This is a genomic window from Enterococcus sp. GPZ-007, assembly GCF_059374735.1.
This window is the reverse complement of record NZ_JCAFYN010000023.1, coordinates 16,183-41,997: the sequence shown is the minus strand read 5'-3', so window position 1 is coordinate 41,997 and position 25,815 is coordinate 16,183. Positions and strand designations below refer to the sequence as shown.

General features: G+C 41.8%; 23 protein-coding genes. 20 read left to right on the top strand and 3 right to left on the bottom strand.

Annotated elements, in window-relative coordinates; genetic code table 11:
- Nucleotides 1-5 precede the first annotated feature (5 nt).
- Genes AC4J95_RS12675 through AC4J95_RS12665 form a run of 3 tightly spaced genes read left to right on the top strand, consistent with a single transcriptional unit; the run spans nucleotide 6 to nucleotide 3,718 of the window.
- Entirely contained in the window at nucleotides 6-2,138 is a 2,133-nt protein-coding gene (locus AC4J95_RS12675; RefSeq protein WP_494550202.1) for a hydantoinase/oxoprolinase family protein, read from the top strand.
- Between the two features lie 12 nt (nucleotides 2,139-2,150).
- Nucleotides 2,151-2,774: a hypothetical protein gene (locus tag AC4J95_RS12670; RefSeq protein ID WP_494550201.1), complete on the top strand. Its 624-nt coding sequence runs from the start codon at nucleotides 2,151-2,153 to the stop codon at nucleotides 2,772-2,774.
- 53 nt (nucleotides 2,775-2,827) lie between these two features.
- A complete protein-coding gene (locus tag AC4J95_RS12665) occupies nucleotides 2,828-3,718 on the top strand; it encodes an ROK family protein (protein ID WP_494550200.1) in 891 nt (296 codons plus the stop codon).
- Nucleotides 3,719-3,762: 44 nt separating this feature from the next.
- Here the strand turns inward: AC4J95_RS12665 and AC4J95_RS12660 are convergent, their stop codons facing one another.
- On the bottom strand, nucleotides 3,763-4,614 hold the full coding sequence (locus AC4J95_RS12660) for a MurR/RpiR family transcriptional regulator (RefSeq protein ID WP_127977981.1): 852 nt from the start codon (nucleotides 4,612-4,614) through the stop codon (nucleotides 3,763-3,765).
- A 532-nt stretch (nucleotides 4,615-5,146) separates the two neighbouring features.
- Between AC4J95_RS12660 and AC4J95_RS12655 the strand changes: the two genes are divergently transcribed.
- The 16 genes from AC4J95_RS12655 to dagF all read left to right on the top strand — a co-directional run bounded on the left by AC4J95_RS12655 (nucleotide 5,147) and on the right by dagF (nucleotide 21,772).
- Nucleotides 5,147-7,012: a BglG family transcription antiterminator gene (locus AC4J95_RS12655; RefSeq protein ID WP_494550199.1), complete on the top strand. Its 1,866-nt coding sequence runs from the start codon at nucleotides 5,147-5,149 to the stop codon at nucleotides 7,010-7,012.
- Complete coding sequence (gene ypdE, locus AC4J95_RS12650; protein ID WP_494550198.1) at nucleotides 7,002-8,042, top strand: aminopeptidase; 1,041 nt, start codon at nucleotides 7,002-7,004, stop codon at nucleotides 8,040-8,042. Before AC4J95_RS12655 ends, ypdE begins: the two co-directional genes overlap by 11 nt.
- A 167-nt stretch (nucleotides 8,043-8,209) precedes the next feature.
- Nucleotides 8,210-8,515 carry a PTS sugar transporter subunit IIA gene (locus AC4J95_RS12645; RefSeq protein WP_137613667.1) on the top strand — a complete coding sequence of 102 codons (306 nt, stop codon included), beginning with the start codon at nucleotides 8,210-8,212 and terminating at the stop codon, nucleotides 8,513-8,515.
- A 32-nt stretch (nucleotides 8,516-8,547) separates the two neighbouring features.
- The gene (locus AC4J95_RS12640) at nucleotides 8,548-8,889 is read left to right on the top strand and encodes a PTS sugar transporter subunit IIB (protein ID WP_016179659.1); all 342 of its coding nucleotides are present in this window, start codon (nucleotides 8,548-8,550) and stop codon (nucleotides 8,887-8,889) included.
- Nucleotides 8,890-8,912: 23 nt separating this feature from the next.
- Nucleotides 8,913-10,238 (top strand): PTS sugar transporter subunit IIC, encoded by a 1,326-nt coding sequence (locus AC4J95_RS12635; protein WP_494550197.1) that lies wholly within the window; start codon nucleotides 8,913-8,915, stop codon nucleotides 10,236-10,238.
- A gap of 13 nt (nucleotides 10,239-10,251) precedes the next feature.
- Nucleotides 10,252-11,319: an aminopeptidase P family protein gene (locus AC4J95_RS12630; protein ID WP_494550196.1), complete on the top strand. Its 1,068-nt coding sequence runs from the start codon at nucleotides 10,252-10,254 to the stop codon at nucleotides 11,317-11,319.
- Complete coding sequence (locus AC4J95_RS12625) at nucleotides 11,312-12,499, top strand: MalY/PatB family protein (protein ID WP_494550195.1); 1,188 nt, start codon at nucleotides 11,312-11,314, stop codon at nucleotides 12,497-12,499. Before AC4J95_RS12630 ends, AC4J95_RS12625 begins: the two co-directional genes overlap by 8 nt.
- A gap of 125 nt (nucleotides 12,500-12,624) precedes the next feature.
- A complete protein-coding gene (gene truA, locus AC4J95_RS12620) occupies nucleotides 12,625-13,362 on the top strand; it encodes a tRNA pseudouridine(38-40) synthase TruA (RefSeq protein WP_494550194.1) in 738 nt (245 codons plus the stop codon).
- Between the two features lie 105 nt (nucleotides 13,363-13,467).
- Nucleotides 13,468-14,079 carry a Type 1 glutamine amidotransferase-like domain-containing protein gene (locus AC4J95_RS12615; protein WP_494550193.1) on the top strand — a complete coding sequence of 204 codons (612 nt, stop codon included), beginning with the start codon at nucleotides 13,468-13,470 and terminating at the stop codon, nucleotides 14,077-14,079.
- 66 nt (nucleotides 14,080-14,145) lie between these two features.
- The gene (locus tag AC4J95_RS12610) at nucleotides 14,146-16,965 is read left to right on the top strand and encodes a sigma 54-interacting transcriptional regulator (RefSeq protein WP_494550192.1); all 2,820 of its coding nucleotides are present in this window, start codon (nucleotides 14,146-14,148) and stop codon (nucleotides 16,963-16,965) included.
- Between the two features lie 100 nt (nucleotides 16,966-17,065).
- A complete protein-coding gene (locus tag AC4J95_RS12605) occupies nucleotides 17,066-17,473 on the top strand; it encodes a PTS sugar transporter subunit IIA (protein ID WP_494550221.1) in 408 nt (135 codons plus the stop codon).
- Nucleotides 17,474-17,485: 12 nt separating this feature from the next.
- Entirely contained in the window at nucleotides 17,486-17,983 is a 498-nt protein-coding gene (locus AC4J95_RS12600) for a PTS sugar transporter subunit IIB (protein WP_494550191.1), read from the top strand.
- A gap of 324 nt (nucleotides 17,984-18,307) precedes the next feature.
- Nucleotides 18,308-19,060, top strand: coding sequence for a PTS mannose/fructose/sorbose/N-acetylgalactosamine transporter subunit IIC (locus tag AC4J95_RS12595; protein WP_494550190.1), 753 nt, complete (start codon nucleotides 18,308-18,310; stop codon nucleotides 19,058-19,060).
- Nucleotides 19,060-19,911, top strand: coding sequence for a PTS system mannose/fructose/sorbose family transporter subunit IID (locus tag AC4J95_RS12590; protein ID WP_316403143.1), 852 nt, complete (start codon nucleotides 19,060-19,062; stop codon nucleotides 19,909-19,911). The genes AC4J95_RS12595 and AC4J95_RS12590 overlap by 1 nt, the downstream gene beginning before the upstream one ends.
- Nucleotides 19,912-19,927: 16 nt before the next feature.
- The gene (locus AC4J95_RS12585) at nucleotides 19,928-21,019 is read left to right on the top strand and encodes a DgaE family pyridoxal phosphate-dependent ammonia lyase (RefSeq protein WP_494550189.1); all 1,092 of its coding nucleotides are present in this window, start codon (nucleotides 19,928-19,930) and stop codon (nucleotides 21,017-21,019) included.
- Nucleotides 21,020-21,031: 12 nt separating this feature from the next.
- Nucleotides 21,032-21,772: a 2-dehydro-3-deoxy-phosphogluconate aldolase gene (gene dagF / locus AC4J95_RS12580; protein ID WP_494550188.1), complete on the top strand. Its 741-nt coding sequence runs from the start codon at nucleotides 21,032-21,034 to the stop codon at nucleotides 21,770-21,772.
- Between the two features lie 47 nt (nucleotides 21,773-21,819).
- Here dagF and AC4J95_RS12575 read toward each other — a convergent pair whose 3' ends face one another.
- Together AC4J95_RS12575 and AC4J95_RS12570 are read right to left on the bottom strand one after the other, a co-directional pair.
- Complete coding sequence (locus AC4J95_RS12575) at nucleotides 21,820-22,590, bottom strand: ABC transporter permease (RefSeq protein ID WP_494550187.1); 771 nt, start codon at nucleotides 22,588-22,590, stop codon at nucleotides 21,820-21,822.
- A complete protein-coding gene (locus AC4J95_RS12570) occupies nucleotides 22,583-23,500 on the bottom strand; it encodes an ABC transporter ATP-binding protein (RefSeq protein WP_494550186.1) in 918 nt (305 codons plus the stop codon). The genes AC4J95_RS12575 and AC4J95_RS12570 overlap by 8 nt, the downstream gene beginning before the upstream one ends.
- Nucleotides 23,501-23,870: 370 nt before the next feature.
- On the opposite strand from AC4J95_RS12570, the gene AC4J95_RS12565 reads away from it, so the two are divergent.
- Nucleotides 23,871-25,529, top strand: coding sequence for a MutS-related protein (locus AC4J95_RS12565; protein ID WP_494550185.1), 1,659 nt, complete (start codon nucleotides 23,871-23,873; stop codon nucleotides 25,527-25,529).
- The last annotated feature ends 286 nt before the right edge of the window (nucleotides 25,530-25,815 follow it).

The following is a 25,815-nucleotide window of genomic DNA, read 5'->3' as shown; positions in this document are numbered from 1 at the left end:
ATAAAATGGGGAAAAAAGTAAGAATTGGGATTGATGTCGGAGGCACCTTCACAGATGCGGTGGCGATTGATAACGAAACCTATGAAGTAATCGCAAAATTAAAGATCCCGACTACTCATGAAGAAGGAGTAGCCAGAGGGATTGTAAAAATCATCCAAAAGCTTTTGAATGAAAACAATATTGCACCTGAAGATGTGATCTTCATCGCACATGGAACCACTCAAGCAACGAACGCGTTGCTTGAGGGAGATGTAGCGAAAGTCGGAATCGTCGGCATGGGTACCGGAATGGATGCACGTACCGCTAAAAAAGAGACAGCCATCGAACATATCGAGTTGGCTCCGAATAAGTATTTGCACTCTGAACATGTTTTTGTTGATTCGGCAAAATTAACCGAACAAGAAGTTGAAAAAAGTATTCATGAGCTGATAAATAAAGATTGTCAGGTAATTGTTGCCAGTGAAGCGTATTCTGTCGATGATCCTGAAAATGAAATGCGTGTGATCCAAAAAGCACAGGAAGAAAAGCTGTTTGCTACAGGCGGACATGAGATATCTCAGCTTTATGGTTTGAAAATGCGGACACGGACAGCAGTCGTGAATGCGTCATTGATTCCAAAAATGATGCAGACAGCCAACATGACAGAATCTGCGGTCTTAGATACTAAAATCCAATCTGGCTTAATGATTATGCGTTGTGACGGCGGGGTTATGAGCATCAATGAAGTACGTCAACGTCCGATCTTAACAATGCTATCTGGTTTAGCCGCAGGTGTTGCGGGCGCATTAATGTATGAAAAAGTCAGCGACGGAATCTTCTTTGAAGTCGGTGGAACCAGTGTCGATATCTCTGTCATCAAGAACGGGAAAGTAATGATCAAATACGCTCAAGTTGGTGGACACAAAACGTACCTTCGTTCATTGGATGTTCGTACGTTAGCGGTTGCGGGTGGAAGTATGATCCGTGTGAAAGACAAAAAAATCGTTGATGTTGGTCCGCGAAGTGCCCATATCGCTGGTCTAGAATATGAATGCTTTACTGACGTGAAAAATTTAAATGATCCAACGATCGAGTTTGTATCTCCTCGTGAAGGTGACCCAAATGAATATGTAGTCGTTCAAGGAACCGGCAGCAATGCATACTCTTATACATTAGCAGGTGCGGCGAACTTATTAGGCTATGTACCCGAAGATGATTACGCGCAAGGAAATACTGAAGCAAATAAAAAAGCGTGGGATGCATTAGGGGCTTACCTTGGAACATCTGCTGAAGATGCCGCAAAAGAAGTCATGAATTTTGCAATGGAAAAACTGGAACCAGTCATTAATGATTTGATTGATGAATACGAGATGGATCGTAACTTCATTACATTAGTCGGCGGCGGCGGATCTGGTGCGATCGTCGTACCAGCATTAGCAGAATATTTTGATTATAAATGGAAACTAGCGAAAAATGCGCCATACATCTCAACGATCGGTGTAGCTTTAGCGATGGTTCGCGAACAAATCGAGCGTTCGATCACGAATCCAAGTGAAAGCGACATTAAAAAAATCCGTGCAGATGTTATCGAGAAAATCATTCAATCGGGTGCCAATGAAGAAACGGTCGAAGTCAATATCGAGATCGATACTCAACGTAATATCGTTCGTGCAGTTGCGACTGGTGCAACTGAATTACGGCAAAAAAGTTTGGGTGCTTCGGACGTAACTGAGGATCAATTGAAGACAATTACTTCAGAGGCATTGGGACTGGATACGAACAGTATCAAATGTGCGGGAAAAGTAGGTCGTTGGAATCTGATGGATGCAACGGTCATCAAGAAGAAACTCTTCTTCAAGAGCAAGCGCACGAATGTCTGTGTCGTTGACCGTGAAGGAGTGGTTCGATTTAAACACAGCAATGCTCACTATTTTAAATTCCCTAAAAATCAATCTGATAAAGAGTTTCTTTCTTTTATTGATGAGCATACGATTTATTCAGATGCCAATGCAACGATTCCAAAAGTATTCTTGTTCTTTAGAGAAAAAATGTTAGACTTGACTGGAATGCAGACTCTGGAACAATTAACATCGATCATGGATGTTGAGACAGAAAATTTAGATACGAATGAAGAAGTCATTGCGGTAGCGTATAAATAAAAAGGAGCAACAATGGATTATTTTTCAGACGAATTTTTAGCTTATTTGGAATTGAAGCAAGATATGCTTTTTCATAAGATACCCGCAGATGATATCTGGAATTATCTGGAGAAATCTTTGGAAATCGGAAAAAGCTTCGTTTCAAAATTAAAATCAAAGGATATCTTTGAACTTTATGCAGAAAGTGACATCAGGATCAAAGAAGAAAAACATGATGGTGTTTTCTATAAGGTGCAGATGCGGGCGCAATTTGAATCGGATCGAAAAGGCAATAACCTCGTTTATTTGTACGAGAAATCAATTGCTCAATTGGCAGAGGCAAACAAATTGGGATTAACAGAAATGAAGCGAATCATTTTAGCCCATGAATACTTTCACTATTTAGAAGAAAAAAGTGACAGTCATGTTTATGATCAATTTGCGCCGATTGAAAGTGCAAAAATTCTGGGATTTTCTCAAAAGGCTCATATTCGTCGAACGAGTGAAATAGCCGCGAATGCGTTCGCAAAACACTTGTTGAACTTAAAACATTTACCAAGCTTCTACGATTATCAATATCTCTTAACTAAAAACCAACTATCTAAGCAGGATATTGAAGAAGAGTATGCGCAATTTAACGCTTTAAAAAGAATGTAGCCAAACAGCTAGATGCGAAAGCGTCTAGCTGTTTATTTCGAAAGGAAGATTAGATGTCAGAGAAAAGATTTGGGAGTATTGAAGCAGGCGGAACAAAATTTGTTTGCGCGGTGGGAAATGAGCACTTTGAGATTCTTGAGACAAGCATTTTTCCAACTAATGAACCTATGGAAACGATGAAACAGGTAAAAGAATTTTTTAGTCGATATCCAGTCGATGCATTGAGCATCGGAACATTTGGACCGGTTGATATTGCACCAAATTCCTCAACTTATGGAGAAATTTTGGCCTCTCCCAAAAAAGCGTGGCAAGGGTTTAATTTTATCCAAGCCGTAAAAGAATGGTTTTCAGGATCAGTATTTCTAACAACCGATGTAAATTCGAGTGCCTATGGAGAGTATGCGATGGGCGGCGCTAAGGAAGACGCTTCCTGTGTCTATGTCACCGTTGGAACTGGGATTGGTGCTGGGGTGATTCAAAATGATCAATTTGTCGGCGGAACGACACACTTAGAAATTGGACACGGGTTTGTTCATCGTCACGAAGCTGATCTTGATTTTTCTGGCGTATGTCCTTATCATGGCGGAAGCTGTTTTGAAGGGGTAGCTGCTGGACCAAGCATTGAAAAACGCACGGGGATAAGTGGTGAGAAGCTTCCGCAGGATCATCCTGTTTGGACTATCGAGGCTTACTACTTAGCGCAATTAGCATATGACCTGCGAGTAAATTTTGCGCCAGCTAAAATAATTTTTGGCGGAGGGGTCATTAATGAAGGGTTGATGGAGCTGGTTCGCGGAAAGTTTGAAGCAATTAATGCTGGTTATGTGACTGTACCGGATTTGAATGCTTTCATTGTTGCTTCTACCTTCCAAGATAACGCGAGTGCTACTATTGGGAACTTCGCATTAGCTCAAAAAGTACTTAGTGAAGATTATCAAGCATAAAAAAATACTCAATCAACTTTAAATAGTTGGTTGAGTATTTTTTGTTACCATTCATAAATAGCCGAATCAGCGGATTCATAGGAATTAATTATCGTATCGCTGCTTAATTTACGTTGCCGCAAACCACGGTTATCCCGTAAAATCGTTGCGAAGATGATATCGAATACTAAAGAAATCATCACTGAATTGGTCAATACAAGTGAATTATTCGCGGACATGTGATCTGGAATAATGAACTTGATATCGATCATATCGCTGACCTTCGGATTGTCATTGCTTGAGATCAAAATAGTTTTGACATCTTTTCGTTTAATCTTTGTCAAGAAGGGAATGATGTCCTTTGTAATGACTGATGGAACGACTGCAATCAAGACCGAGTCACTGCTCATGTTTTCAATTGCCAGCTGAGTTTCTAGGTTCTCTTTTAGAGTCGTGACTTCCATCCCTAATTGACGCAGCTTGAAGGCAAATTCCTTGCTGACAAAGGAAGTATTATAGATCGATAAAATAAATACTTTGCGATTGAGTGTGATCATTGACGCTGCATCTTCAATGTCTTGAGCATCCAGCATCGCGCATGTATTCGTTAACATTTTTTGGTAATCAAGCGTTACGTATTCGATCAAGTTTGATTCATCGAAGGACTTTTCTTGATCCTCCAGATGAGTCATGCTTTGAGCCAATGCGATCTTAAATTTATTAAACCCTTTAAACCCAATTTTTTTACTGAAGCGATTAATGCTGGCTTCCGAAGTATTGGTTTTTTTGGCTAAATTTGTGATGGTATTTGAAATAACATATTCAGGATTTTCAATTACAAATTTACTGATGTCGTGTTCACTAGAAGTAAAACTTGATTCTAATGATTTTATTTTTAATAATACAGCGGATTGCATGTCATCTCCTCGTTTCTTTACCCATTATATCAATAAAACCAAGTACTGAGTAGTTAGTTAACTTAAGTTTTTTTGTAAAAAAAAGGGCTTGCTGGTAAGACGTTGAATTGACCGCTTCAGCGAAGTTACTGAAAATAATTCTTTTCTCAAAAAGCAAATGCTCTCAATTTTTATAAAAAAACAAATTCGCTTGTAATTTAGCTGGAATTTCCTAAGACTGTAATAATAATTCTTCAGCGAAAAAAAGTGAGCGTCGAAATTTTATATTTTAAGTAAAATGAGACGATTCTTTTAGTTTCAATGATGAGGCGATTAATTAATATATCAAATCTTTCATTTTCATTGTGAGGAGCTTTCTCCCTTGTTACAATGCTTAAAGCGCATACACTGGTTTAGACCCGATATCTGAAATTTGTTCAAAACAGACACGTTTTGCATCGTCGGGTGGAAAAAGTTCAACTTTTCTAATTGAAAGGGGTTTCCTATACTAAACGTATAAATGATTGCGCTTGCAAAAAAAGGAGAGGTGAGGATGAGGGAAGTACAAATACTGACAGCATTAAGAGAGCACGACTACTTGAAAATCGATCAGCTGGCAAAAATGATTGGTGTTTCCTCACGGACGATCCGTAATGATCTGCAAGAGCTATCAGAATTACAGCAAGGCTTTACCATTGAAAAATCTCCAAAGCTGGGTTGTCGTTTGGCTATTTCTGATGAAAAAAAGTTCTCAATGTTTTTATCGGGACTTTCTGAGGTGCCGATTGAGATGCAAAAAGATCGGATCGAATCTTTGCTAGGCTTACTGCTGATTAATGAAAATTATCAGACAGTGAAACACCTAAGTGATGAACTACTGGTTAGTGGTAGTCAAATAAAAAAAGATTTATCGAAACTTGAATTATATCTGAAAGGCAGCTCGTTAATTCTGGAGCGCAAAGCGCATTACGGTATCCGCATCATTAGTGAGTTAAAAAATCGTTTCTTGCTATTACTGGATTGTTACAGGAGAGGCAATGCGAAATTGCTGGAAAAGCTGGAGGACGCCTTTACCTTGGAAACACAGAAACAGTTGAAGGACAACCTCTATCATCTAATTCGCGATCACAACTGGGAAATTGATTATGTAGAGTTTCGTCGGCTGGAAGAAGAAATATTCTTGCTGCTGTTGATTAAAGAGAGGTCAGAAACGGCCGATATACCGAATTCCTTGTTAACAGAGGTCCTTCAGGGAACGGGGATACCACACCCTAAACAACAAGCGATTCATGACTATTTTGAAGCCAGCTTATTAGCGAAAACGAAGAAGCTGGAAATTCTAAGCAATCAGCAGTTGCTGAAGGAAGAGATCACCAATTATTTCCTTCAAATGGATGAGCAGCAAAACACGCATTTCTCGACGGACCATGAGTTTTTGGATCTCGTCTATCTCCATGTTGCGGCATTGATCGAACGTTCCCGGAAGAATGTAAATTTCAGCAATCCCTACTTGGAGGATATCAGCAAGGACTATCCGGTGATCTTCAATTTTGCGGTGATGTTTTCAAAATGGCTGGAGGAAAAGTTCCAGCTAAAGATCGCCTCAGATGAGGTTGGTTATCTGGCGACCCATATGACGGTTCCTTATCACAAGTGGCAGCAAACTTTGATCGAAAATATTTATCGGATCGCAGTCGTTTGTTCCTCTGGCGGCGGGATGGCTTATCTAGTAGAAATGAAGCTGCGGCGGATTTTCCCATGGGCCAAGATTCAGACCTTTTCGATGTTTGAAATAGAGAAGATTCAGGAGTATTTCCCGGATTTGATCTTTTCGATTATTGAGCTGACGATCGACGTTGATTGTCCAGTGATTTTGATGAGTGAGATACAAAGCGAACTTGACTATTTAGAGGTCAGTGAGAATCTAAGCCTGTTAAAAAGCGACGAAAACTTTTCAATCGAACGCGCCTTCTTCGACTTATTTTCCGGATCACTGTTTCGCATAGAAAAGGATCGGGTTTACAGAGATATCTTGATCGAGTTAGCGGATCAAGTCGAACAGCAGGTTGGTTTTACAGGATATAAGGATTCACTGATGGAACGGGAAGAGTATTTATCCACGATCTATCAAAACGGGATCGCGATTCCCCATCCGCTGGTCATGTCCGGCAAGGAGAATCGAGTAGCGGTCTGTTTATTACCGGAAGGCGCCAGCGGGACGGAACGAACAGCCAAAATTATCTTCATGGTCTCGCTGAAGGCAGAACAGCTGGATGTTCACCAGATAATCTCAAAAGAACTGAGCAAGCTGATGAATCATCCGGCAGCCATCAATGCGTTGGCTGAAAGTAAAGATTACCACGAATTTTACTATACATTAAAACGGGTTTTAGGAAGAAGGAATCAGAGTGAACATTGAGTTTTTGAAAAATTTGTCCAATGCGGATGGGATTGCCAGTAATGAAAAGGAAGTCCGGCAAGCGATTCTAACGGAACTAGATGGATTGCCTTATGAAAAAAGAACAGACGGGCTTGGCAGCCTGATCTTTACGAAAAAAGGCAAAAGTCCCAAGAGCATCATGATCTGCGGGCATATGGATGAGGTCGGCTTCATGGTTCGCAGCATCAGCGATTTGGGTTTGATCCATTTGATGGTGGTCGGCGGTGTAAAACCGATCGCGCAACATCTGCAAAAAATTCGGATAACAACCTTTGACGGCCGGAAAATCAGCGGCGTTATCAACGGCGAGTATCGTGATGGCAAAACGGAAAATCTTTACTGCGACATCGGTGCAACGACCGCCGAAGAAGTGGCTGACTTAGGCATTGAAGTTGGCAATATGGGCTGTTACGCAACGGAGTTTGAAGACTTTGATGTTAAGGATATCTACGCCGGCAAAGCCTTTGATGATCGTCTAGCCTGTTTTGTAATGGGTGAGCTGATGAAGCGGTTGGCTGATGAAGAGCTGCCATTAACGGTTCATTTTGCCAATACCAGCAGTGAAGAAGTCGGGATTCGCGGTGCGAAGACGGCAGTTCAGACAATCAATCCAGACATCGTTTTTGTGATTGATGTGGCAACCTTCAGCACCGAATTGGTTCGCGATCATACCAATCAGCGACAAATCGGCAAAGGTCCGATCCTAACCCATTTTGACCGAACCTTAGCACCGAACTTAGAAATGGTTCACTACGTCAAAGAAACGGCGAAGAGTCAAAACATTCCGCTGCAATTGGATATGTTCAACTCAGGCGGGACCGATGGCGGCGAAGCCCATAAAGTAAATGAAGGCAAATCGACTGTCGTAACGATCTTGCCGGTTCGCTATGGTCATTGTGCATACTCGATCGTTAATAAACAGGATGTAGAGCAAATGATCGATCTATTTGAAGGCTTACTCAAAAATTTCACGGAAGAAACCTATCATCGTATGGTGGATTTTGTTTAAAGGGGTGCCAGTCCAACTTTGCCAGTTTGTCAAAAAAAAGAGAGAGTTCAGATTTTTAAAGCTGAAACATTGAAACAAGAGGTTTAGTTGGATGGTATACGGCGAGAAACTAAACCTAATTTTTGAAAAAAATTATTACATTAATATGAACAAGGAGATAGAACAACATGACAAAAGAAGAACAAGAAATCGTCCAACTGATCTCGATCGCTGGTGAAAGCAAAGCCAAAGCCTTCGAAGCGTTGAAATGTGTCAAAACCAAAGACTTTGACTTAGCAAAAGGATTGATTGAAGAATCTCGCAACCTTGACTTGGAAGCGCATAACATTCAAACAGAGCTGATCACCCGTGAGTTAAATGAAGAGGTGGAATCTTCGAATGTTGGCTTATTGATGGTTCACGCACAAGATCATTACATGACCAGTCAGCTGGCTCGTGATTTGATTGAAACACTTATTTCAGTATTGCAATAATAAAAATAATAAAGATAAAGGGGAAATTGAACATGAAAATTTTACTATGCTGCGCCGGGGGATTCTCTACAAATATGCTGATGCAAAACATGCGGAAGGTGGTTCAACAAAGTGCCAAGCTGAATGATGCGGACTTTGATTTTACTGCGATCCCAGCGGATTCGATTGAAAGCCAAATTGACGGCTGGGATATCGTCTTAGTCGGACCGCAAATCACTCATAAGATCGACTTCATCAAATCAATTCTTGAGCCGCGTGATATTCCCTATGCTGTGATTGATAAAGATGTCTATGGACAAATGGATGGAGCAACGGTGATGAAACTGGCTTTGGTCACTCATAAGAAGCATCAGTTGGCGAAACAAGCAGTTTAATCAAAGAAAAGGGGAGAAATACTATGTTCGCAAAATTTGAGGCTTTTATGAACCGTTTCTTCGTCCCGCTAGCTCACAAGGTTGATAACCAACGACATTTGAGTGCCATCAAAGCCGGGATGGTTGCTATGACACCATTCACTATCTTAGGAAGTTTCTTTGCGATTCTGCCAGCATTACCGAATATGCTGGGAGAGTCCAATGCCTTTAGTCAGTTTATTTTGAGCAATGCGGAGTTGTTTAATCTACCAGTCACTTTATCGACAGGATTGATCGGTTTATACGCTTGTGCAGCGATTTCCTATAACTTAGGGAACCACTACAAGTTGTACATCCCAGGAGCGGTGACATTGTCACTCTTTGGTTTTCTATTTATGACCGCTGTATTTGACGAAAATGGGATGCTGGATATTGCCAACTTTGGCGCCAAGGGTCTATTTACCGCGATGTTCGTGGCGTTAATCACAGTGGAATTATACAACTTCTGTAAGAAACACAACATGACGATTCGGATGCCGGAAGGGGTACCAGACTTTGTCTCCAAATCCTTTGAGTTGATTCCAGTCACTTTATTGGTAGGTGGAACCTTCATTCTCGGACGATTCGCTTTGATGCAAACAGCTGGAGAATTGCCGCCAACGATCTTAACCCGCTTCTTATCTCCATTGGTTGGTTCGATGGACAATCCATGGTCCGTCTTGGCATTGAACTTCTGTATTTGTTTGATCTTCTTTTTTGGGATTCATTCGTCCGTATTCAGCCCAATCACACGTCCGATCATGGTGGCGTTTATCGCTGAAAATATTACAGCTTTTCAAGCAGGACAACCGATTCCCCATTTCTACACTGCGGGAGCCTCAAGTGCCTTCTTCGGCTTTACCGGCTGCGGAATCTCGATTGGTTGTGTTGTTGCGTGTTTAATCTCGAAGTCAAAACGTTATCGTCAAATCGGAAAGGTTTCGCTGTTTCCAGCGTTGTTTGGTATCAATGAACCGATCTTGTTTGGTGCACCGATTATTTTGAATCCATTGATGTTCATTCCCCACGTATTTGGCGGGGCGATCATTGGAACTTTGCCAATGTTCTTTATGCACTGGGGCTGGTTGAACAAACCGATCTTTGACCCGCCGTATGTCGGGGTCTTTTTGGAAGGTTTCCTGACCAATGGTGATTGGCGGACAATATTTGCAAATGCGCTGCAATTAGTTCTGGCGGTTGCCATTTACGTACCATTCTTCAAAATTATGGAACGCAATGAATTGAAGGATGAAGCGAAGAAAATAGAAGAGAAAAATATCTTCGACCAAGGCGATACCGATATCTTGGACGGTTTGGACCTAGACTTCTAGAGGAGTGTCATAGATGAGAGTTGAAAAAATCCAACAGCTTTTGACCGAGTCGGGTAAGGACGCAATCATCATCAAAAACCGCGAAAACAAAAAATATTTTGGTTCATTAGGAGGCAGTGGCATCTATTTAGTTGTCACGCCTTCTTCTCAAGTGCAGTTTTTTGATGGGCGTTATCGACAAGAAATAAAAGATTTAACAGACGGTTTTGAAAATGTTGAAGTCCCTCAGGGCAGCTACCTGCCGATAATCTTCGATTGGCTGCATAAGCAGGGGATCAAACGATTGGCGATCGAACCGAATGGCTTATCGATCCAGGAATATCGTAGTTTTTCTGAAGCATTTGAGGTAGAGATCTGGTCGAGCCAGATTCAAGAATTGCGTGCGATCAAATCAGCGGAAGAAATTCAATTGATCAAAAATGCTTGTGCCATGACCGATGAAATTTTCGCAGAATTACTGCCAGAAATCAAAATCGGCATGCAGGAAAATGAGCTGGGTGCCTTGATTCATTACCTTTCATTGAAAAAAGGTGCTACGGCGATGGCTTTTGATCCGATCGTTGCCAGTGGTCCCCGCAGTGCGCTGCCTCATGGTCGCCCAACCAAACGAGCGTTTGAACAGGGGGATTTTATAACGATTGATTTTGGGATCGTTTTGGATGATTACCAATCAGATATGACTCGGACCGTCACGCTAGGGGAAGCAAGCCAGGAATTGCAGACGGTCTATCAAGTAGTTAAGGAAGCCCAGCAAGCAGCGTCGGACTTTATTCGCGAAGGTGTGACTGGACAGGAAGTCGATGTGGTTGCTCGTAAGATCATTACTAATGCTGGTTACGGTGAATATTTCAGTCATGGCTTGGGACATGGTATCGGGATGGGCGGCGACATTCCGATCTTGAATCCGAAGAGTCAAATGGTCTTGAAGGAAAACATGGTGATGAGCGTTGAGCCGGGAATCTATCTGCCGGGCATCGGGGGTGTCCGGATCGAAGACGATGTCGTGATCCAAAACGGTGTCGGCGTTGCTTTAAACCAGACGACGAAAGAATTATTGAGTGTAGGTGAATGCTATGTATAACTTGGATAAGGTCATCGATCGCAAACAGGGCAATGCCCGCAAGTGGAGCAATCAAGTGCTGAAGGAAAAATTCGGTCTGAATGAAGGTGCGATCCCGATGGATTTAGCGGATATAGACTTTGAAGTCGCTCCCGCGATTCAAGCAGCCTTGATGAAGCGAGCGAGTATCGGCGACTATAGCTATTCTTATGTGTCGGATGATTTTTATGATGCGGTGATTGATTGGAATCAGCGGCGCTATGACACGTACATCGAAAAAGAATGGATCAAGCTGACCTTCGGAACGGTTTCGACCTTGCATTATGTCGTGCAGGCTTATACAGAAAAGGGCGAGGGCGTTTTGATCAATACACCTGCCTACGATCCGTTTGCGGAAGCAGTCGAACACAATGATCGGAAACTCTATTGCAGTTCATTAATTAATCGTGATAATCGCTACTATCTCGATTTTGCAGATATGGAACGGCAGATGATGGAAAATGATATCAAGCTCTTCATTTTCTGCAGTCCGCAAAATCCATCTGGTCGGGTGTGGACCAAGGAGGAGCTGTTCCAATTAGCGGAATTATGTATCCGCCATGATGTTCTGCTGGTCTGCGATGAGATCCATCGCGACATCGTCTATAAAGGCCAGACATTTACTTCAATCTGGAATGCCCATCCGGAGATTTCACAGCACAGTGTGTTGTGTCTGTCACCGAATAAAGGCTTCAACTTAGGTGGATTGAAAACTTCTTATGTGGTGATTCCTAATCCAACAATCAGAGAAACGCTGTTGGATCAGCTGCAAAAGAATTCCATTACCTCACCGCATGTATTCGCTGTGCCGGCAATCGTGGCGGCGTACAATGAAAGTGAAGCCTGGCTGGATGAGATGATCGACTATGTGGAAGAGAACATGCAGATCATTTACGATTTCTTTGCGGAAATCCCAGAAGCCAAAGTGATGCCGGCCGAATCTTCATTCTTAGCTTGGATCGATGTCCATAATTGGTTCAAGGATGAAGCGGAGATGCAGGAATTTTTCCGCCGAGCGAATCTCACGATGGTAGTCGGCAGCTATTTTGTTCAAGATGGCGAGGGCTTTGTCCGCTTGAGCATCGGCATGCCGCGGGAGCTGTTGCTGGAGGCCTTAAGTCGGATCAAAAAAGAATATAGCAAGAGCATGGAATATGTTTAATTTCAAAGGAAGTCAGAGCAGTTTTTACCATTGTTCTGGCTTCCTTTTTTATCCTATCCACTAGAGCATCTCAGACTTCTGTGGTACAGTGAGTCAGTGGAAACTATAGAGGAGGATATCATCCTATGCGAAATATTAAATTAACCATCGAATACGATGGCAAACGTTACCTAGGCTGGCAGCGTTTAGGAGATTCAGAAAAGACGATCCAAGGGAAAATCGAAAGTGTAATCGCGCAAATGACTGGCGAAAAAATCGAGATCATTGGTTCTGGCCGGACCGATGCGGGGGCCCATGCTCATGGGCAAGTCGCGAATTTTAAAACGAACTCAGAAATGGCACGGAATGAAATGCTGACCTTCTTTAATCGTTATTTACCAAGCGATATTGTCGTGAAAAAAGTGGAGGAGATGCCGGAACGCTTCCATGCTCGTTACAATGTGAAGGGCAAGCAGTACAGCTATTATGTTTGGAACGATCCGATTCCAACCGCCTTTGAACGCTATCACAGCTTTTATGTTCCTGATAAATTAGACATGGAGAAAATGAATGAAGCCTGCGAGAAGCTGATCGGCAAGCATGACTTCATCGGTTTTTCTGCATTGAAAAAGACCAAAAAGTCTACAACACGAACGATTGATAGCATCTCGATTGAACGTGAAGGCAGCATGCTGCACTTTACTTTCGTCGGCGATGGCTTCCTGCACAAGATGGTGCGCATTTTAATGGGAACGATTCTGGAGATCGGAGCCGGAAAATTATCGGTGGATATCATCGATGAAGTGTTAGAAAATAAAGTCCGTCAAAACGCTGGCGAAACAGCTCCAGCACAAGGTCTTTTCTTGGACGAAGTTTATTATTAATGATCACAACTGGTTTTGAACGACAACACGTTCGAAATCAGTTTTTTTGTCCTTTACGCTCACTTATAATGAATAGAAGAAGCTGCAGAAAGAGAGGGAGCGAGAATGAAAAAGCTGTTTTTGGTTTCAGTGTTTCAAAATGTGGCGGGATTACTTAAATCGATTGAAGACGTGAAGGGCAAAACGGTGACCTATATCCCAACCGCCAGCAAAGTTGAGAAGCTTGGCTTCTTTATTCGAATCGGCAAATGGGCTCTGCGCTTCAGCGGAATGAAGGTGGAAGAGCTGGAGATTTCGCAGGCGGATCATCAACAGATTAAAGCTACATTAGCCAAGAATGACATCATTTTTGTGGCAGGCGGCAATACTTTTTTCCTGCTTCAAGAACTACGTAGGACGGGAGCCGATCAGCTGATTATTGATGAGGTGAATCAGGGTAAGCTCTACATTGGCGAATCAGCCGGAGCGATCGTTGCTTGTCCCGATATCGGTTATTCCTCAATCATGGACGATCCGGCAAAAGCCACTGATCTGACAGATTATACAGGTCTAGGGCTGGTGGACTTTTATGTCGTTCCTCATTATCAAAGCCGAGAATTTAAGGTGTCATCGGAGCAGATGGTACAGGAAAATCAGGATCAGAAAGAGCTAGCAGTGATCAATGATCATCAGGTGGTTTGGGTTCGGGATGAGCAATATGAAGTGCTTGAAAGGTAAAAATGTATTGCTTTCTAACTCACTAGATGATAAAAACAAGCTAACGACTCTTTGAAGGAGAAGCCTATGAGGATTGATACGATATTTGAATGTCTTTACGAATTCCATCAACAGCATGAAGTGACTGCCAGCAACTTAATCGGTTGTAGGGTAAAGGATATCTGTGGAGTAACGGGCTATGCCCGGACGGCGGTCAGTGAGGATTTGACAAAATTAACTGGCGAACATCAAGTAATCAAGGTGAAATCACGTCCAGTCCTGTTTTTCGCACGTTCAGTTTTGGAAAAAGTGTTCTTTTTTTCTCCGCGAAAGGATGAATACGCTTCATTAGATGAGCTGAAAAAGGAAATTCAGCAAGAGCTAGAGAAAAAGGAGCTATTAAAGCAGGAGCTGCGAAAAAATCCATTTTCAAAAGTGATTGGTCATGATGGCAGTCTGGCTGACAGTATCAAAAAGATGAAGGCGGCTGTCTTATATCCGCCTAAAGGGCTGAATATTATGTTGACGGGTGAATCGGGTGTTGGGAAAACCTTGTTAGCTGAACACCTGCATGAGTTTTTCGAAGTAAAAACGGGGACCGAGGTACCATTCATTTACTTTAACTGTGCAGAATACTTTAATAATCCAGAGCTGTTAACTTCCCATTTATTTGGGTACAAAAAAGGCAGCTTTACCGGAGCAGACAATGACCATCAAGGTTTAGTGGAACTAGCAGACGGCGGATTTTTCTTTTTAGATGAGGTTCATCGGCTGACCAACGAAGGACAGGAAAAGCTATTTACTTTATTAGACAAAGGTTACTTTACTCGGATGGGGGAAGCGGAGAAGCAGCGGCATGTGTCGATCAAGTTTATTTTCGCCACGACCGAAGAGCTGGAGAAGACCTTCCTAAAAACCTTTTTGCGGCGGATACCGGTCAATCTACATATTCCCAGCTTGTCTGAGCGTTCGATCAAAGAAAAAATCCAATTGATTCTGACCTTTTTTATGGAGGAAAGTCAGGGAATTCAGAAGGATATTTTCATTTCTTATAATACCTTGAAGTATTTGGTGTTCTCTAAATATAAGGCCAATGTTGGAGAATTGAAGTCAGAGATTCAATTTATTTGTGCCCAGGCCTATCTCGATGCGATTGATTATGAAATACATGAATTGAAAATCGATTTGCCGCTAGGGATGCTAGATGAGAATACAGTCGATACGAAGGATATCGTGGTGTTGAATGAGTATGTTCCCAGCCGCGGAATCAATATTCAGCATGATTATTTTTATCCGCATGTGGAGCAGCTGCTGCAGGTGAAGGATAAGCAGAACGATCGGTTTTATAATTTCTTATTGAAGGAATACGCCGATCTTAAGAACGTCAATATTTCGTCGAAGGATGCCGTCGCGATGATGCAAAACAAGCTGGATCAGCTTTACGACATGGATCTTTTTAGTCAGACCGTATCAGAAGACCATGAGATTGACGAGCAGTTCTATGGACAAATCAATCAAATCATTCAATACATCGAACAGGAGCTGGCGATTCTGCTGCCGGAGAATTTGAAGGATGTTTTGGCGGCCCACATTTATTCCAGCGTCTTTTATTCGGCTCAGATCAATGAAGATTTTTTTGATCTGACGAAAAATATTTATTCAGGAAAAATCGAAAACTATCAACTGGCGGAAAAGATTGTTTTGTATATTGAAGATTACTTTGCTTTAAAGCTGCCGAATACCGAAATCATTTTTTATGATTTGTTTATTCGGAAAACCAAGGCGACGGATCGCCGCTATGAGCTGGATGAAAAATGCGGGATCGTGGTGGTTGCTCATGGCAGTGCCACAGCCTCCAGCATGGTGGAATATACCAACGTTCTGTTTTCAACGAGTCTGATGAATTCGGTCAATATGCCGATCAATCAGTCGGTGGAGGAAACGCTGGACAAGGTGCGAAATGTCGTCAGAGATAACGGCTACAGTAAATTGATTCTGATGGTAGACATCGGTTCACTCGTCTATTTTGGTAATGTGATCAGTCAGGAATTTCAAATCGAGGTACTCTTGATCAGCAATATTAATCTGCTGACCTTGCTTGAGGTGGCGCGTGAAGTGATTTATGAGTCAACCAATTTTGAATACCTATTACCTGTTCTAAAAGAAAAGAATCATAAAGCCTTGATTTGCCGCAAAGGGAATTTTGAGGATTCCAAAGTTTTGGTCATTTCTTGTCTGACGGGTTTAGGTACAGCACTAAAGATCGAAAAGCTGCTGCTGAATACGTTCCCGCAAGAATTATTGACCAACGTGAGAATTATTACGCTGGAGAAAAAGGAGCTGGAGGATCTCAGTGGACTGCTATCCTTTGTTCATGAAGATGAAAAGCTAGTTGGGATTATCGGGACTGTGAAGACAGAAATACCTGATATTCCGTTTGTCTCGTTAGATAATTTATTATCGGATCAAGGAATTCGATTAGTTTTTCAAATGCTGGGCTTTGATTTAACCAAAGATGAGAACCAAGCGGTACTGAAAAAGGTCTCGGCCAAATACATTCAGGGCTTGTCGATTGAAGCCATTACCGATTTATTGGTTATTTTGAATCCGAAAAGTATTACGATCGAATTATCCAAGATTTATTCGGATATCTGCATGCAAACGAAAAAGAAAAGTGATGAAAAACGACTTCTGCGCTTCATCATTCACTGTGCCTGTATGATCGAACGGCAGATTCAACATCCGGAATACGACCATACGTCTTATGAACTGTCATATCGGGAGCTGCCAGAATTAGCATCTGTCATAAAAATGGCCTTCCGACCGATCGAAGTGTCATACAATGTCGTCATTCCGCCGCTTGAAGTGAAATATATTTATGAATTGTTGTTTGAAGTCAATGTCTAAACCGCAAGAAATAGCCCTTTTCTAAAGGGTTATTTTTTTGGCACAGCACTTGCTTTATAGGAAAGTGAAAACAATGTTAGTGGAAGCGAGGATTGAGGGTATGGAAAAAGAGCCGATTTTAATTTTGACACATAATGGTTGGGGACTAGAGCTTTTAAAAAGTGTTCAAATGATTGTTGGAGAAATCAGCAATGTTCATGAGGTTGCTTTAAACGCAGAAGATTCTTTGCCAGATTATTTGGAGCGAGTCAAAGCGCAGATTGATCAATTGAAATGGAGCGATAAACTGTTGATTCTAACAGATATCAAGGGTGGAACACCAAGTAATGTCGCGTTGCGCTTGTCAAAGGATTATGAAGTCGTGGCAATTTCAGGATTGTGTGCATCTATGTTATTGGAGGCAGTCATGAAGCAGGAGGCTGGCGGGTTTACAAGGGAGTTGGCGCAGGAGATTCACAGGACAGTCGTTGATAGTTGTCAAATATTGGAATTACCCATTAAACAGTAAAGGATGAGTAAAATGTCAAAAATCGTGTTAGCAAGAGTAGATAGTCGCTTGATTCATGGTCAAGTTGTTACTAAATGGCTGCAACAATCAGCAGCGAATGAAATCATTGTAGTGAGTGATGAATTGGAACAGGATGAATTTCTGCAAAGTATTTACTTGATGGCGGCACCTCCGGGAGTGGAAGTCATCATCAAAGGAACAGGATCAGTTAAAAATTATTGGGAGAATGAAGCGTCAACAAAAAATACGAAGGTATTATTTTTAGTTCCTGATTTAACCACCTTAAAGGAAATGGTCGAAGCTGGGATCGTGACCGAAGCGATTCAGGTCGGCGGATTAGGCGGCGGACCTAGTCGTAAAAACGTCGTGAAAAATATTAATCTATCCGAAGAAGATGTCGAAATCTTAGAAGGACTATTAGCGAAGGAAATGGACGTATACTTCCAAGCCATTCCAGAAGAAACACCAGTACCGATCCAAAAATTAATCGAAAAATACAAATCACTATAAAAGAAAAAGGATGCCAGTCTAACTTTTCACAGTTTACTTGATACGAAATGAAAACGAAAGTTCAGAACAAATCAATGAACAAAATCTAGTTAGATGGTATACGGCTTGAAAATCAAACTTATTTTTCTGAAGGAAAAATAAATACATTAATATGAAAAAGGATGCCAGTCTAACTTTTCACAGTTTACTTGATGCGAAATGAAAACGAAAGTTCAGAACAAATCAATGAACAAAATCTAGTTAGATGGTATACGGCTTGAAAATCAAACTTATTTTTCTGAAGGAAAAATAAATACATTAATATGAAAAAGGAGTGTTTGAATTATGGGTGTTCTAGGTATTTCAATCGTGATGGGGTTGTACTATTGGTTTGCGCGTCTGCGTTTTGGCTACACCTTCTCAGGAATGCTTTCCCAGCCGCTTTCGGCGGCGTTGATCGCGGGAGTTGCGACAGGTAAATTGGCGGAGGCGATGGTGATCGGTGCAGGGATTCAGCTGGTTTACTTGGGTGTAACCTCGACACCTGGCGGAAATGTTCCGAGTGATCCGGCGCTTGCATCTGCTATTGCGATTCCGATTGCTTTAGGTGTTGGTATGAATGCGGAAGCGGCGATTGCGTTGGCGGTGCCGTTTGGTGTATTGGGCGTATTCATGGATCAGCTTCGCCGGACGATCAATGCGACTTGGGTTCACATGGCAGACAAATATGCGGAGGATTTAAATTATTCAGGGATTTATCGGGCAGCATTTCTTTATCCTGCAATGGCTGGTTTTGTTATTCGTTTTCCGCTTGTGTTCGCTGCGAATTTCTTTGGTCAATCGATCGTCAATCAGATTTTAGATGTGATTCCGAAATGGCTGATGCATGGCTTTGAAGTTATGGGTGGAATTTTGCCAGCCCTTGGATTTGCTTTAACGATTATGGTAATCGGGAAGAAGCATTTGATTCCTTATTTCTTGATCGGTTTTGTGGCCGTTGTTTACTTTGGTGCGGAGGTCATGGCTGTAGCAATTATTGGTATCTGTATAGCATTCTTGGTTAGAAACAAAGCGTTAGATGAGGAGGCGGCAGCATAATGGAACAAATGACAGAAAAAAACGAACAGCAATTAGAGCAAAAGAAAATTACGAAGAAAGAATTATCTCGTTCATTCTGGATCTATCAATTAGGTTGTGAGCTATCCAATTCCTATGAGCGTCTGCAAAGTTTGGTCTTTTGTGCTTCAATGATTCCGGCGGTCAAAAAGCTGTATGCTGATGATGAGGATGCGCAAAGAGAAGCCTTGAAACGCCATTTGAATTTCTTTAACACAGAGGGAACGATCGGTTCTTCTATTCAAGGGATCGTTATTGCGATGGAGGAAGAAAAATCCAACGGCGCAGCGATCACGGATACGGCGATCACTTCGATCAAAACTGGTTTGATGGGACCGTTGGCTGGGATCGGCGACTCAATTATTTGGGCGGCTGTTATGCCGCTGATCATCTCGATCTTTATTCCAATGGCTTCGAATGGGAATGCGATCGGCGGGATTGGACCAATTGTGATTTATACAGCAGTAACGATGTATATCAGCTGGTTGTTAATCAATAAATCCTATACGCTAGGACGTAATTCGATTTTGAGCTTGCTGAAGGACGGCAAGATCAAGCAAGTGATCTATGCTGCCAATGTTTTAGGAATGATGATGATGGGGGCTCTGAGTGCCAGCTATGTAAATATCACCAGCCCAATGAAATTCAAAGTTCCCGGTGGTGCTACGATTATTTTACAAGATATTTTTGATCAGATCGTGAGAGGCTTGTTGCCGCTGACTGCGGTGTTCGCGATTTACTATTTTATGGTTAAAAAAGGTCCGCGCTACGGTATCATTATCGGCACGATCGTCATAATCAGTATCGTCGCATCGTTCTTCGGACTATTATAAAAATGAAGGTGTAAACATGATCAGCTATGAAAAATTTGGTCTAAAAGAAGTCATCAACGCGTCTGGACGAATGACGATTTTAGGCGTGTCGAAGGTATCGAAAAAAGTAATGGAAGCCCAGCGCTTTGGCGGCGAACATTTCTTTGAGATGAGTGATTTAATGGTTCAAACAGGGAAGTATCTGGCTGGCTTGCTGAAAACAGAAGGTGCGCAAATCGTTTCTTCTGCTTCGGCAGGCATCGCTCAGTCTGTTGCCGCGGTGATTGGCGAAGGCAGTCTCTATCACGTGTACCATCCTTATACTTCTAAGATAACGAAGCGTGAGATCATCCTTCCAAAAGGGCACAATGTGGATTATGGTACTCCGGTGGAGGTCATGGTTCAGCAGGGCGGCGGAAAAGTTGTTGAGGCCGGTTATGCCAATATGTGTTCAGCGGAACATTTAGAAATGATGATAACAGCTGAAACAGCGGCAATTTTGTATATAAAAAGCCATCATACAGTCCAAAAAAGTATGCTGAGCGTAGAAGAAGCAGTCGGAGTAGCTAGAAAATACGATCTCCCTTTGATTGTGGATGCCGCTGCGGAAGAGGATCTTTTCAACTATACTCAAGCAGGTGCCGATCTAGTGATTTATTCAGGGGCTAAGGCGATCGAAGGCCCCAGCGCTGGATTAGTTATCGGCAAGCAGCAGTATGTGGAATGGGTGAGATTGCAGAGCAAAGGAATCGGCCGTTCAATGAAGATCGGCAAGGATAATGTGTTGGGGTTTACACAAGCGGTGGAAGATTATTTGGCTCATGGCAGCGAATCTGGCAACGCGATGAAGCAGCGCTTGGAACCATTTATCGCAGTAGTCAATCAAATTGCTGGCTTAGAAGCGAAGATTGTACAAGATGGCGCTGGACGCGATATTTATCGAGGGAGTCTTAAAGTCAGCGGCTCAAAATCAGCCAAGGAAGTCATTGCTGAACTGAAAGAAGAAAATCCGGCAATTTATACACGGGAATACCAAGCGAATAACGGAATTATTGAGTTTGATGTTCGTTCGGTTAATGAGCAAGAAATGGAGAAAATCGTTCAACGTTTGCAAGAAATTATGAAATGAGGAATATGAACTATGTCATTAAGTCCCAATTATTTAAATGATCGGATCTGTTTAAATGTCTTAGCCAATTCTGTAGAGAATGCCAAAGATTGTTATGATGCTGCAGAAGAGCATGTTGTACTAGGTGTATTGTCGAAGAATTATGCTACCGATGAAGCGGCGATTGCAGATATGAAGTTATATCAAGCGGCAACGGAGAATGCCTTATCTGTTGGGTTAGGGGCTGGTGATCCTAATCAAAGTCAAATGGTCTCACGCATCTCCGCTGTTTTACAGCCGCAACATGTCAATCAAGTGTTTACTGGGGTGGGAACTTCCCGCGCACTATTAGGACAGAAGGAAACAATCATTAACGGTTTAGTCTCACCAACTGGAAAAGTCGGCTATGTCAATATTGCGACTGGACCATTAAGTTCGCAGGCACCAGAAGCCACCGTGCCAATCGAAACAGCAATTAAACTGCTGCAGGATATGGGGGGCAGCTCGGTGAAATACTTCCCGATGAAGGGCTTGTCTCATAAAGAGGAGTATCAAGCAGTGGCTGAAGCTTGTGCTAAATATGATTTCTACTTGGAGCCAACCGGCGGGATAGATCTGGACAATTTTGCGGAGATTGTCCAAATAGCGGTGGATGCAGGCGTCAAAAAAATCATCCCCCATGTCTATAGTTCGATTATTGATCCTAAGACCGGAAATACAAGACCAGGAGACGTGGAGAAGTTGTTGCAGATGATGAAGCAAGCACTAAAATAAAAAAAGAGTTGCATTTGAGTCAATTGCTCAAATGCAACTCTCTTTTTTTAACTTCTTAACCCACGCCCGCGATCAATTAAATACCAGCAAACGCTGTAAAGAACCACAATGAATAATACTAAGATCGACATTGATACGACGATCGATACGTCCATCACGCCCAGGAAGCCATAGCGAAAACCGGAGATCATATAGACGATCGGATTGATTTTTGAGACAGCTTGCCAGAATGGCGGCAGCATGGAAATAGCGTAGAAGACCCCACCAAGGTAAGTCAATGGTTGTAAAACAAAGGTCGGTACGATCGACACATCATCAAAGGATTGAGCGAAGATGCCGTTCAATAATCCAGCTAATGAAAATAGGATGGCGGTCATTAATAAGGTAATAACTACTATCGCCCAAGAGTATACATGCAGCGGAACGAAAAATAGCGAGATGATCGTCACTAACGATCCTACTAAAACACTGCGTCCGACCCCGCCGGTCACAAAGCCCCAGATAATAATATGAGTAGGAACAGGTGCGACCAAGATTTCTTCAATATTCTTCTGGAATTTCTGTGAGAAGAAGGAAGACGAGACATTGGCATATGAACTGGTGATCGCCGACATCATAATCAACCCGGGAACGATAAATTCCATATAAGAGAAGCCGGCCATATCACCGATTCGTCCACCGATCAAATTGCCGAAAATGACAAAGTACAGCGAGGTGGTGATGACTGGCGGAACTAAAGTCTGTACCCAGATCCGCAGATAGCGATTGGTTTCTTTGACTGCCAGACTTTTAAGGGCAGTAAAATAGAGATTAGACATGATTTTCCTCCGTGATTTTCAGGAATAGTTCTTCTAAGCGGTTGGATTTGTTCCGCATGGAAAGGACTTTGATTCCTTGACTTGTTAATTGTTCGAACAATTCGTTGATCCCTTGATCCCGTACGACTTCCACTTCTAAGGTTTGATCGTCTTCAAAGCTATGTTTGAAGCCAGTGATTACTGGTTGCTTGTCATAAGGTTCAAGATCAAAAATAAAGGTTTCAAACTGTAATTTCGATAGTAAAGATTTCATGCTGGTGTTTTCGATCAGTTCACCAGATTGGATGATCCCAATATTGCGGCAAAGCATCTCGGCTTCTTCCAAATAGTGGGTCGTTAAGATGATCGTGGTTCCATTGGCATTCAACTCTCTTAAGAATGTCCACATTTCTCGGCGCAGTTCAATATCGACACCGGCTGTTGGCTCATCCAAGATCAACAAGCGCGGTTCGTGCATCAACGCACGGGCAATCATTAAGCGGCGCTTCATCCCGCCAGAAAGCATCCGCGCTCTGACATTGCGCTTCTCCCATAGATCAGATTGCTTCAAATATTTTTCACTGCGGATCAGGGCTTCTTTACGGGGAACCCCATAATAGCCGGCTTGATTAACAACGATCTGTTGGACAGTCTCAAACGGATTGAAGTTGAATTCCTGCGGCACTAAGCCGATTTGCTGCTTCGCCATGACTAGCTCTGTGTCCAAATCATAGTCGAAAACTTTTACTTTGCCTGCGGTTTTATTGACTAAAGAAGTGATGATTCCGATGGTCGTGGATTTTCCAGCGCCATTGGGACCCAGAAGCGCATAAAAATCGCCTTCCTCAACGGTCAGATCAATCCCTTTTAAAGCCTCAACACCAGTGGCGTAGACTTTTTTTAACTCTTTTATTTCAAGTGCATTGGTCATTAAATATATTCTCCTCGTTTCTATCAAAGTAGTAATTCAACAGAAATAATTATTCTTTCTATTCCAACTTACTGAATAAGCTGTAGCCTTTTATTAAACTGGCATCTGGTTCAATACAATTCACTATTGTATCATTCATTCTCGGTAACAGAAACCTAGAAAGCTCAATTCGATTCTGTTTTTTGATTAAAATTCTCCATCGTCTTTTTGGAGAATCAGGATCATGTTTGTTTACATAGATTAGAAGAAGCAGAGCGAAATTTATGTATTTCGAATAGTTAATATTCTTCATTAAGCAGCTCGCTGATTCTATATCAGGATGCTGTTTTTTAATGGTAAGATATTCTAAAAGGAATGCGAGGGAAAGTTATTGGGAGTTATCGGGTATTATGGAATTGCTATAGGGATTGTTGGGATTTTCTTTCTATTTTATTTTTACTTCTTGTATCGCCGGAATCTAAAAATCAAAGCGAGAATCAAGGAGGAATACGGCAAGCAGCCTGAATGGAAGTTGGATGAACGGGACTATGCCAGTATGAAAAAGTATTATCAGCACAAGAAAACAGACGAGTCGGCGATTGATGATATCACCTTTAATGATCTGAATATGGATCAGATCTTCAAACAGATGAAAAATACGCAGTCCAGTATTGGTGATGAATATAGCTATTATTTCTTCAGAAAACAGAAAAATCCAGATTTGGCTCATTTTGAAGAAGCTGTTCAGTGCATGAGTGAGAGTGCTGAGGCACGTGAACGGCTGCAATTTGCTTTTTATCGGATTGGACGGAAGACGAATAATCAATTGGTTGATTTATTATTAGAGCCCAGCAAGTTTCCAAAAATCTCGATGCTGCCGATTGTTTTAGTAACAGTGATCGGGGTCGGGAGTTTGATTTGGCTGGCGATCGATATTGATTATGGTGTCTTGGCTGTTTGTTTGAGCTTTTGCTTGGGATTGATTTTGTTTTCGATTGTTTTGCGGAAAATCTATCAAGCCTTTGAAGCGATGGGGATGTTTACCAGAATGGTTCGGGCTGCTAAGGTGATGGTGAAGCTCGATTTGCCTGCTTTTAAAGCAGAAACGGAACAATTGCGTAAGAATCTAAAGGTCTTCAAAAATATCACGGGATTAGCGGATTATCTTGTTCAAGTTTCTGGCTCATCCAATAGCCTGATGATGATCATTACTTCGTACTTTTCTTTGTATGGCTATGCGTATTATGCGATGGTCCGAATGTTTCAGAAATATCGCAAGGAGGCATTGAAATTATATGAGACGATTGGGTATGTCGAATTGTGTATTTCTCTAGCTTCCTATCGGGAAAGCTTGCCTTATTATTGTCAGCCGTATTTCAGCGATACAAATGAGGTGACTTTTGAGGAAATCATCCACCCGCTATTGAGAGAGCCCGTTCCTAATTCTCGCAGTATTGGAAATAAGATATTGATCACAGGTTCAAATGCCAGCGGAAAATCAACATTTGCTCGAACGTTAGCGATCAATACGATCTTCGGACAGCTCTTCAATACGTGTCTGGCGAAAAGTTATACCTTTAAACCTTGTCACGTTTATAGTTCGATGAATTTGAAGGATGACATTGTTACTGGAGACAGTTTTTATATGGCGGAAATAAAATCATTGAAGCGTTTGATAAAGATCGCAGAATCCAATGACTACGCCATGATCTTCATGGATGAAATGTTTAAAGGAACCAACATGATCGAACGAATCGCTGCCGCTTCGATCATTCTGAAAAAATTCGCCGAGCTTAATTGCTTTATTTGCTTAGCGACTCATGATGTGGAGCTGAGTCAGATATTAGGTACACGCTATGAAAATTATCATTTCCGAGAAGTGATCACAGCGGATGATATTTTGTTCGATTATACCTTGCGAGAGGGTGTGACGACTGGCAGCAATGCGATCAAACTGTTGGCCTATTGTCATTATGATCAGGAAATCGTTGAACAGGCTGAAGCCTATGCGGACAGCTATCGAGAATCAGGAGAATGGGAAAAGCTCTAATCACGAAGTCGTATCCAAGTGGAAGGATACGGCTTCTTTTTTTACATAAAAATATATTTATTCCCTATTATCTTATTTATATATTTTTGAGAAAATGGAGAACTTCTTTAATTGTATCGAAGTAATTGAATAATAATGAAACATAAAATGTTTTTGTGGTTCTAGATAATATTTTTAGATTATTACCTTATTTCCAACGTCGAAGAATGAGTTTTGCGACTTAATTTTAACCTCTTATTCTAATGAAATGCATCTTATTCCGGAAATATTGCCTTATAAAAATAGC

What these genes read in the sequence shown, in the direction of transcription:
- AC4J95_RS12675 (WP_494550202.1), top strand. Translation starts at nt 6, where the DNA reads ATGGGGAAAAAAGTAAGAATTGGGATTGATGTCGGAGGCACCTTCACA.
- AC4J95_RS12670 (WP_494550201.1), top strand. Translation starts at nt 2,151, where the DNA reads ATGGATTATTTTTCAGACGAATTTTTAGCTTATTTGGAATTGAAGCAA.
- AC4J95_RS12665 (WP_494550200.1), top strand. Translation starts at nt 2,828, where the DNA reads ATGTCAGAGAAAAGATTTGGGAGTATTGAAGCAGGCGGAACAAAATTT.
- AC4J95_RS12660 (WP_127977981.1), bottom strand. Translation starts at nt 4,614, where the DNA reads ATGCAATCCGCTGTATTATTAAAAATAAAATCATTAGAATCAAGTTTT.
- AC4J95_RS12655 (WP_494550199.1), top strand. Translation starts at nt 5,147, where the DNA reads ATGAGGGAAGTACAAATACTGACAGCATTAAGAGAGCACGACTACTTG.
- AC4J95_RS12645 (WP_137613667.1), top strand. Translation starts at nt 8,210, where the DNA reads ATGACAAAAGAAGAACAAGAAATCGTCCAACTGATCTCGATCGCTGGT.
- AC4J95_RS12640 (WP_016179659.1), top strand. Translation starts at nt 8,548, where the DNA reads ATGAAAATTTTACTATGCTGCGCCGGGGGATTCTCTACAAATATGCTG.
- AC4J95_RS12635 (WP_494550197.1), top strand. Translation starts at nt 8,913, where the DNA reads ATGTTCGCAAAATTTGAGGCTTTTATGAACCGTTTCTTCGTCCCGCTA.
- AC4J95_RS12630 (WP_494550196.1), top strand. Translation starts at nt 10,252, where the DNA reads ATGAGAGTTGAAAAAATCCAACAGCTTTTGACCGAGTCGGGTAAGGAC.
- AC4J95_RS12625 (WP_494550195.1), top strand. Translation starts at nt 11,312, where the DNA reads ATGTATAACTTGGATAAGGTCATCGATCGCAAACAGGGCAATGCCCGC.
- truA (WP_494550194.1), top strand. Translation starts at nt 12,625, where the DNA reads ATGCGAAATATTAAATTAACCATCGAATACGATGGCAAACGTTACCTA.
- AC4J95_RS12615 (WP_494550193.1), top strand. Translation starts at nt 13,468, where the DNA reads ATGAAAAAGCTGTTTTTGGTTTCAGTGTTTCAAAATGTGGCGGGATTA.
- AC4J95_RS12610 (WP_494550192.1), top strand. Translation starts at nt 14,146, where the DNA reads ATGAGGATTGATACGATATTTGAATGTCTTTACGAATTCCATCAACAG.
- AC4J95_RS12605 (WP_494550221.1), top strand. Translation starts at nt 17,066, where the DNA reads ATGGAAAAAGAGCCGATTTTAATTTTGACACATAATGGTTGGGGACTA.
- AC4J95_RS12600 (WP_494550191.1), top strand. Translation starts at nt 17,486, where the DNA reads ATGTCAAAAATCGTGTTAGCAAGAGTAGATAGTCGCTTGATTCATGGT.
- AC4J95_RS12595 (WP_494550190.1), top strand. Translation starts at nt 18,308, where the DNA reads ATGGGTGTTCTAGGTATTTCAATCGTGATGGGGTTGTACTATTGGTTT.
- AC4J95_RS12590 (WP_316403143.1), top strand. Translation starts at nt 19,060, where the DNA reads ATGGAACAAATGACAGAAAAAAACGAACAGCAATTAGAGCAAAAGAAA.
- AC4J95_RS12585 (WP_494550189.1), top strand. Translation starts at nt 19,928, where the DNA reads ATGATCAGCTATGAAAAATTTGGTCTAAAAGAAGTCATCAACGCGTCT.
- dagF (WP_494550188.1), top strand. Translation starts at nt 21,032, where the DNA reads ATGTCATTAAGTCCCAATTATTTAAATGATCGGATCTGTTTAAATGTC.
- AC4J95_RS12575 (WP_494550187.1), bottom strand. Translation starts at nt 22,590, where the DNA reads ATGTCTAATCTCTATTTTACTGCCCTTAAAAGTCTGGCAGTCAAAGAA.
- AC4J95_RS12570 (WP_494550186.1), bottom strand. Translation starts at nt 23,500, where the DNA reads ATGACCAATGCACTTGAAATAAAAGAGTTAAAAAAAGTCTACGCCACT.